Here is a 7,370-nt window from a genome sequence, read left to right as displayed (position 1 = left end):
GCCCCTCGGGGGGACCCCGTCTGCCTGCGGTCGAGCTGTCTCCGACGACGGTGGGCCTTGCCTACGAAGCCATGTTCACCGCCTCCGGGGGCGAGCCGCCCCTGCGCTACACGGTGTCGCCGCCGCCAAGAGCCCCGCCACCAAGACGGCGAAGAAGGCTGTCTCGGGTTCCAAGAAGACGATTGGCCGGCCGAAGAAGCCCACCGCCGGAGCGTGAAGTTCCGCTGAACGTGAAGCCTGCCTGCCCGGGGGCAGGCCGGTTTCCTTCGTCCTTCTCGACATTTGGAAGGTCCCGCGGCGCGTGAGATAGTACGCGCCGTGGCCGGCTCGAACGACAAGAGCAGAATCCAGACAGATATCGGGCAGGACGTCATCGACGCGGCGGTTCGCAGCGTCGAGCGTCACTCGGACGAAGAGGACGAAGTCACCGTCATCGAGGTGGGGGCTTCCAGCCCATCCGCCCCGGTGGAGGCCGAAGCGTCCCCGTCCCCCGAAGACACCGCCTCTCCCGCCTCCGCCGCCGAGGCGCCCCCGTCCGAGGACGTGGCCGCGCTCCGCCAGGAGGTGGAGTCCCTCCAGGCCCAGCTCGAGTTCAGCCAGGCCAAGGGGCGCGAGACGATGGAGCGCCTGCGCGAGGCTCACGAGCGGGCGAAGGAGGCGCAGGAGCGCACCGTGCGTCACGCCGCGGACCTGGAGAACTACCGCAAGCGCGCGCAGAAGGAGAAGGAGGAGGTCCAGCGCTTCGGCGCGGAGAAGCTGCTCAAGGACCTGCTCCCGGTGCTGGACAACCTGGACCGCGCGCTCGACGCCGCGGCCAAATCGCCGGACCTGGACAGCTTCGAGAAGGGCGTGGCCATGACGCGCAAGTCCTTCGAGGACGCGCTGGGCCGCCACGGCGTGAAGGGCTTCAGCGCCAAGGGGCAGCCCTTCGACCCGCGCCTCCACGAGGCCATCCAGCAGGTGGAGACGGCGGACGTCCCCGCCGGCCACGTGGCCCACGAGGTCGTGCGCGGCTTCTATCTGAATGAACGGCTGGTGCGTCCGGCCATGGTCGTCGTCGCGCGCGCGCCGGCTGAGCCGGTCGCCGCCGCCGAGCCGCTGGTCGCCGCCGCCGAGCCGCCGGTCGCCGCCGAGCCCGCCACGACCGACACCGAGGCGCCCGCCGCGCCCGCGCAGTCCGAGAACTCTTCCGGGGGGAGTCAGTAACCAACATGGGCAAGGTGATTGGAATCGACCTTGGGACGACCAACTCGTGCGTCGCCGTCATGGAGGGCGGCGAGCCGGTGGTCATCCCCAACAGCGAAGGCAGCCGGACCACGCCTTCCATGGTGGGCTTCACGGACTCCGGCGAGCGCCTGGTGGGGCAGATCGCCAAGCGGCAGGCCATCACCAACCCGGAGAACACCGTCTTCGCGGCGAAGCGGCTCATCGGCCGCAAGCTCGACTCGCCCGAGGCCAAGAAGGCCATTGGCGTGTCGCCCTTCAAGGTGGCCTCCAGCCCCAACGGCGACGCGTGGGTGGAGATTCGCGGCAAGGGCTACAGCCCGCCGGAGGTCTCCGCCATCGTCCTGATGAAGATGAAGCAGACGGCGGAGGACTACCTCGGTGAGCAGGTCTCCGAGGCGGTCATCACCGTCCCCGCCTACTTCAACGACAGCCAGCGCCAGGCCACCAAGGACGCCGGCCGCATCGCCGGGCTCAACGTGTTGCGCATCATCAACGAGCCCACCGCCGCGGCCCTGGCCTACGGCCTGGACAAGGTGCAGGAGGGTGGCACCGAGCGCATCGCCGTCTACGACCTGGGCGGCGGCACCTTCGATATCTCCATCCTGGAGCTCAACGCCGGCGTGTTCGAGGTGAAGAGCACCAACGGCGACACGTTCCTGGGCGGCGAGGACTTCGACCAGCGCCTCATCGACTACCTGGCCAAGCGCTTCGCGGAGGCCAACAACGGGCTGGACCTGCGCAAGGACCGCATGGCGCTCCAGCGCCTGAAGGAGGCCGCCGAGCGCGCCAAGCACGAGCTGTCCAGCGCGCCGGAGACGGAGGTGAACCTGCCGTTCATCACCGCCGATGCCTCCGGTCCCAAGCACCTGACGGAGACGGTGGACCGCGCCACCTTCGAGGCGCTGGTGACGGACCTCATCGACCGCACCATCGAGCCCTGCAAGATTGCCCTGAAGGACGCGGGCATTCCCGCGCAGCAGATCAACCAGGTGCTGCTGGTGGGCGGCATGACGCGCATGCCGCGCGTGCAGGCGAAGGTGAAGGAGTTCTTCGGCCGGGAGCCGCACAAGGGCATCAACCCGGACGAGGTCGTCGCCGTGGGCGCGGCCATCCAGGGCGGCGTGCTCAAGGGCGAGGTGAAGGACGTCCTCCTGCTGGACGTGACGCCGCTGTCGCTCGGCGTCGAGACGGCGGGCGGCGTGTTCACCAAAATCATCGACAAGAACACCACCATCCCCTGCAAGAAGAGCCAGGTGTTCTCCACCGCCGTGGACAACCAGCCCCTGGTGAGCGTGCACGTGCTCCAGGGCGAGCGTGAGATGGCGGCGGACAACAAGACGCTGGCGCGCTTCGAGCTGGTGGGCATCCCCCCGGCGCCGCGCGGCGTGCCGCAAATCGAGGTGTCGTTCGACATCGACGCCAACGGCATCGTCCACGTCAGCGCCAAGGACCTGGGCACCGGCAAGGTCCAGCAGGTGCGCGTGGTGAGCAACTCCGGCCTGTCCGAGGCGGAGATCCAGGGGATGATCTCCGACGCGCAGGCGCACGCCTCCGACGACAAGAAGAAGAAGGAGCTGGCGGAGCTGCGCAACAACGCCGACGGCCTCATCTACACGACGGAGAAGAGCCTGGAGGAGTACGCCAGCCTCCTGTCGGAGAAGGACCGCGAGGAAATCAAGGTGGACCTGGAGCGCCTCAGGGAGGTGCTCAACACCTCCGACGTGGCGGTCCTCAAGGAGTCCTTCCAGCGCCTGGAGGGCAGCGCCTACCGCATCGCGGACGCCATCTACACGGGGCAGGCGAGCTGAGCGCTCGCAATCACCTCCGCGCTCCAGCGTAGACTGCCTGCCGCGCAGTCAGTCCCCCCTGGAGCGCATCAATGGACGTCACCGAAGCCATCATCAAGTTCCTCATCACCGCCATGGTGGTGGGGGTACCCCTGTTCGGGCTCACCCTCCGCTTCTCCCTCAATCCCCTGGTGGAGGCCTTCATCCGGCTGAAGGAGGCCCAGCACGGCGGCATGGAGGTCCGGCTGCTCCGCGAGCGCGTGGCGCACATGGAGCGCCTGCTGGAGGCGCACGGCCTCATGGATGACCACCTGCCCGTGTCGCTCCGTGCCAGCGCGCCCGAGCGCCTCCCGGCCGTGGCGCCGTTGAAGGACCGGGAGCGCGTGTAGCCGCCTGGGGCGGCTCCGGTGTTGAATGCCCCCGTGGATTTTCCCTCATTAGAGGAAGAGGTCGTTTTTCTCCGCGGTCTGGTCTCCGTGCATCGGATGGCCGACGTCATCCTGGAGGACTGCCTGGAGCGGGGCCTGGACCTGGACTCCGGGCTCGACGTGTTTCTCACGCAGTGTGCCCGGCTGGTGCATGCGCGCGCGGGCTTCGTGTCCCTGCGGGGGACGCGGGGCCCGGTGCTGACGCGGGTGCTGGGCGAGCCCGGGGTGGACGTCCTGGAGGCGGCCCACTGGCAGGGGGTCCGCAAGCTGGAGGACGGCCGGACGCTCTTCTGCGCGCGGCTGGCCCTGGGCAGCCTGGTGCTGGGGGGCCTGGGGCTGGTGGTGGAGGGCACCTTCGATGGCGGCGGCGGCCTGGTGATGAAGCTGGTGGAGGCCATTGGCGAGCAGCTCGACACCGCCGTACTGGGCTTCCTCGCGCTGACGGACGGCAAGGGCGCGCTGGCGCGGCTGGACGCGCTCACCACGGAGCCGCCTCCGGCGTCGCGCGGGCACATTGGCCGCTACGAGGTGGTGACGCCGCTGGGCACCGGGGGCATGGCGCAGGTGCTGGTGGCCCGGACCCGGGGCCCGGAGGGCCTGGGCCGGCTGGTGGCCCTCAAGCGCATCCTCCCGCACCTGTCCTCGGACCCTTCCGTCGTCCAGCAGTTCCTGGACGAGGCCCGCATCGGCCTGCGGCTCGCCCACCCCAACCTGGTGCACGTCTACGACTTCGGCGAGGCCGAGGGCGCGTACTACATCGCCATGGAGCTGGTGCGCGGCGTGGACCTGGAGCGGCTCCTGCGCGCGGCCAAGGGCCCGCTGGAGACGGCGCACGCGGTGGGCGTGGTGTGCCAGGGGCTGGCGGGGCTGCACGCGGCGCACGCGCTGCAGGGCGAGGACGGCGCGCCGCTCGAGCTGGTGCACCGGGACTTGTCCCCGCACAACCTCATGGTGGGGTTCGACGGACGGGTGAAGGTGCTGGACTTCGGCGTGGCCAAGGCCCGCGCCCAGCGCACGGTGACGCTGCCGGGCATCGTGAAGGGCAAGCCGCTGTACATGTCCCCCGAGCAGGCGCGCGGCATGAAGCTGGACGCGCGCAGTGACTTGTTCGCCATGGGGCTCGTCCTCTATCAGGCGCTCACCGGCGCGCGGGCCTTCGAGAAGCCCGACGAGCTGGCCACCATGCACGCCATCTGCGACGAGCCCCTTCCGCCGCGGCCTTCGCATATCTCCCGGGCGCTGTGGAGCGTGCTGGAGACGTCGCTGGCCAGGCGCCCCGAGGCCCGCTTTGGCAGCGCGCGGGAGATGGCGGACCGGCTGGCGGATGCCTGCCGTCCGGCGAGCGACTCGGAGCTGGCGCGGCTCATGGAGCGGCACTTCCCCGACCGGCATCGCGAGTTCCAGCAGCTGGGGCGCCCGCCCGCCGGGCACGTCCCCCAGGGCGGGCTGGCCCTGGGTGAGACGCCCATCATGCGCCCGCCGCTCGTGAAGTCCTCGCCCTGACGGTGCGCGTGGAAGCCGGGCCCCCTCGGGAGAAGGAGGGGCCCGGGCGGCGCGCTCAGTACCCGCGCTTGAGCGGGTCGTCGGAGGGCGCGTTCAGCGTGCGCGCGGGCTCCTCACCCTCGGTTCGGATGTCCACCTCTTCCCGCCGCACGTGCTCGGAGATGTGGCGCTGCTCGTCGACCTCGTCCTTGTGGATGACGACCTCCTCGTCGACGACGGCGCGCTTCTGGACCTCGACCTCCTCGGCGCGCAGCGGGACGACGACGGTCTCCTCCTGGAACGAGGCGTTCATCGCCGGGCGCCCCGGGCTCACGTCCCGGCGCTCCACGCGGACGCGCTCGCGGCGCACCGGGACGTCCACCTCCCGGTCCTCCTCCACCACGTCCTTGTGGACGCGGACCTCACCGGCCTGCACGTCCCGCTTGAGCACGTCCACCTCCTCCCTGTGCAGGGGGATGGTGACGTCCTCCTCGCGGCCATGGATGCCCCGCGTGCCCACCGCGGTGTCCGTGCCCGCGCCGGAGCGGGCATCCGTGCCCAGGCGTGTGTCGTAGCCCGTGTCGTAGGTGCCCTTGCGGCCCACGGTGTCCGAGGTGGCGTCCATGCCCGTGCTGGCGCGGGCCGCGGTCCGGTCGGCGCCCATGCCCACCGCGCCCGGGCCCACGCCCGCGCCGCCCCCCGTGCCGGCGATGGCGCCCGTGCGGTCCTCATCCGTCAGCCGGCTCAGCGCCTCCTTGCCGTGGCTGAGGATGATTTCCGAGCCGTCGATGCGGCTGACCTCCGAGTACCGGACCAGGTAGTCCTTCGGGAAGAAGAGGCCCTTCTCGATGTGGAACTCGCTCTCACCGACGGCGAAGACCTTGCCGAGCTTCTCGCCGTCGATGCTGCGGACGACCATCCCTTCCTTGATGTCGCTGCGTTGGTACATGGCTGGCTCCTCGTGACCGGGGCGGGTGGACCTGCTGGCCACACCCTGAGCCCCGGCGCTGGTGGAGGCCCCGCATGCGAGCGCGAGGCCCTGGGGTTTCCACCCCGGTCATCATGGAAGGTGTGAGCGCTCGGTCCCGGTGACAGGGGCCGAGGACGCAGTGCCGGTTGGCTTGGCACCGTGCCTGCCCGCCCGAACGCCCGCCTGTCCTTTCGCCTGCCCGGGTGTCACCGAGCCGGCGGCGGGTGCCCGGGGCTTCTCAGGGCGCGGCGGTCCACCCCATCTTCAGGCGAGGTGCGTCTGGACCGCGTGTCGTGAGCACCCAACGGGAGACCGTCATGAGGAGCAGGCAGGGAACCTGGGTGCCGTGGCGATGGAGTGACTCGTGGGTGGGAGGCGCCGCCGCGGGCGTGGGAGCGCACCTGATGGTGCGTGGCATCCACCGGTTGCTCCGCCCGGACCTGCGAGGCCCCGTGGTGGGCGTGGCCTGCGCCTCCGGGATGCTGGGCGCCCTGGTGGCGGGCCGGCTCGCGCGCAGCCGGCTCCGGCCGCCTCTGACCCTGGTGCCTGCCCCGCCGTCCGCTGCCTGCATGCCCGCGGCGCTGGAGGCCGGCCTGGAGCGCCCCCGCGCGCCCCTGGAGCGGGTGCTCCGGCGCGGACCGAATGGCCGGGAGCATCCCTGGAGCGAGCCCGAGTCGCCCACGCTGTCATGAGCCAGCGGACCACATCACACGAGAGGAGTCCTCCGATGCGCACGGACGTACGGGAAGGGATGCGGGTCTTCACCGCGGATGGGACCCGGTTGGGCACCGTGGTGGGGTGTGGCGGGGAGACCTTCGCCATCGAAGGGGGGCTGCTGCGGCTGAGGTCCTTCGCCGCGCGCTACGGCGACGTGGTGGACGTGCGCGGAGAGGACGTGCACCTGGGGCTGACGCGGGACGAGGTGGCGACGACGGAAGAAGCGTCGGAGCAGGCGCGGTCAGGTCACCCCGAAGCCGTGCTCTCCGCCGAGTTCGCGACGCCTGGCGAGCTCGTGGTGCCCCTGGCCCACGAGGAGGCCCATCCGCACGTGGTGGTGCGCGAGGCGGGGCAGGTGCGCATCCACAAGGTGGTGCGCACGGAGGTGCGGCACTTCTCCGTCCCCGTGCGCCGCGAGGAGCTGGTGGTGGAGCGGGTGTCCGAGCAGGCCGTGGACGCCGAGGGCGCGCCGGCGCCGGAGGCCGCGGCGTCCGCCCGGCCGGTGCTGGAGGGGCTGGTGCCCTTCGAGGCGGGCACCTTCGTCATCCCCCTTCGCGAGGAGCGGGTGGAGGTCGCCAAGTCGGTTCATGTCTGGCAGGAGGTTGCGGTTTCCCGGTACACCGACGAGGTGCTCCGGCAGGTCCACGCCACCGTTCGGAAAGAGACGGCGGAGGTGGAGGAGCAGGGCGAGGTGCTCCACGACGGCCCGTTGGACGGGCTGCACTCCTGACTGACGCGCCGCACAGGGGGTGTGTGACG

7 protein-coding genes are annotated in these 7,370 nt (G+C 70.9%); 6 read left to right on the top strand and 1 reads right to left on the bottom strand.

The features are described 5' to 3' along the window. Positions 1-318: 318 nt before the first annotated feature. The 4 genes from grpE (at position 319) to HV824_RS09680 (ending at position 4,945) form a co-directional block, all read left to right on the top strand. Positions 319-1,206, top strand: coding sequence for a nucleotide exchange factor GrpE (gene grpE / locus HV824_RS09695; protein WP_176423141.1), 888 nt, complete (start codon positions 319-321; stop codon positions 1,204-1,206). A 5-nt stretch (positions 1,207-1,211) separates the two neighbouring features. After that, positions 1,212-3,035: a molecular chaperone DnaK gene (dnaK, locus tag HV824_RS09690; protein ID WP_176423140.1), complete on the top strand. Its 1,824-nt coding sequence runs from the start codon at positions 1,212-1,214 to the stop codon at positions 3,033-3,035. A 71-nt stretch (positions 3,036-3,106) separates the two neighbouring features. Further along, positions 3,107-3,403, top strand: a complete 297-nt coding sequence (locus HV824_RS09685) for a hypothetical protein (RefSeq protein WP_176415673.1) — start codon at positions 3,107-3,109, stop codon at positions 3,401-3,403. Between the two features lie 96 nt (positions 3,404-3,499). Continuing rightward, entirely contained in the window at positions 3,500-4,945 is a 1,446-nt protein-coding gene (locus tag HV824_RS09680; protein ID WP_217917250.1) for a serine/threonine-protein kinase, read from the top strand. 55 nt (positions 4,946-5,000) lie between these two features. On the opposite strand, the gene HV824_RS09675 is transcribed toward HV824_RS09680, so the two are convergent. Beyond that, positions 5,001-5,873, bottom strand: coding sequence for a YsnF/AvaK domain-containing protein (locus HV824_RS09675; RefSeq protein ID WP_176415675.1), 873 nt, complete (start codon positions 5,871-5,873; stop codon positions 5,001-5,003). A gap of 338 nt (positions 5,874-6,211) precedes the next feature. Between HV824_RS09675 and HV824_RS09670 the strand changes: the two genes are divergently transcribed. Further along, positions 6,212-6,586 carry a hypothetical protein gene (locus tag HV824_RS09670; protein WP_217917249.1) on the top strand — a complete coding sequence of 125 codons (375 nt, stop codon included), beginning with the start codon at positions 6,212-6,214 and terminating at the stop codon, positions 6,584-6,586. Between the two features lie 35 nt (positions 6,587-6,621). Beyond that, a complete protein-coding gene (locus HV824_RS09665) occupies positions 6,622-7,341 on the top strand; it encodes a YsnF/AvaK domain-containing protein (RefSeq protein WP_176415676.1) in 720 nt (239 codons plus the stop codon). The last annotated feature ends 29 nt before the right edge of the window (positions 7,342-7,370 follow it).

Source organism: Myxococcus sp. AM009, from assembly GCF_013372605.1.
Classification (GTDB): Bacteria; Myxococcota; Myxococcia; order Myxococcales; family Myxococcaceae; genus Myxococcus; species Myxococcus vastator.
The sequence above is the reverse complement of the archived record's forward strand: the minus strand, read 5'-3'. Positions and strand labels throughout refer to the sequence as shown.

What these genes read in the sequence shown, in the direction of transcription:
- HV824_RS09665 (WP_176415676.1), top strand. Translation starts at nt 6,622, where the DNA reads ATGCGCACGGACGTACGGGAAGGGATGCGGGTCTTCACCGCGGATGGG.
- HV824_RS09680 (WP_217917250.1), top strand. Translation starts at nt 3,500, where the DNA reads ATGGCCGACGTCATCCTGGAGGACTGCCTGGAGCGGGGCCTGGACCTG.
- dnaK (WP_176423140.1), top strand. Translation starts at nt 1,212, where the DNA reads ATGGGCAAGGTGATTGGAATCGACCTTGGGACGACCAACTCGTGCGTC.
- HV824_RS09675 (WP_176415675.1), bottom strand. Translation starts at nt 5,873, where the DNA reads ATGTACCAACGCAGCGACATCAAGGAAGGGATGGTCGTCCGCAGCATC.
- HV824_RS09685 (WP_176415673.1), top strand. Translation starts at nt 3,107, where the DNA reads ATGGACGTCACCGAAGCCATCATCAAGTTCCTCATCACCGCCATGGTG.
- HV824_RS09670 (WP_217917249.1), top strand. Translation starts at nt 6,212, where the DNA reads ATGAGGAGCAGGCAGGGAACCTGGGTGCCGTGGCGATGGAGTGACTCG.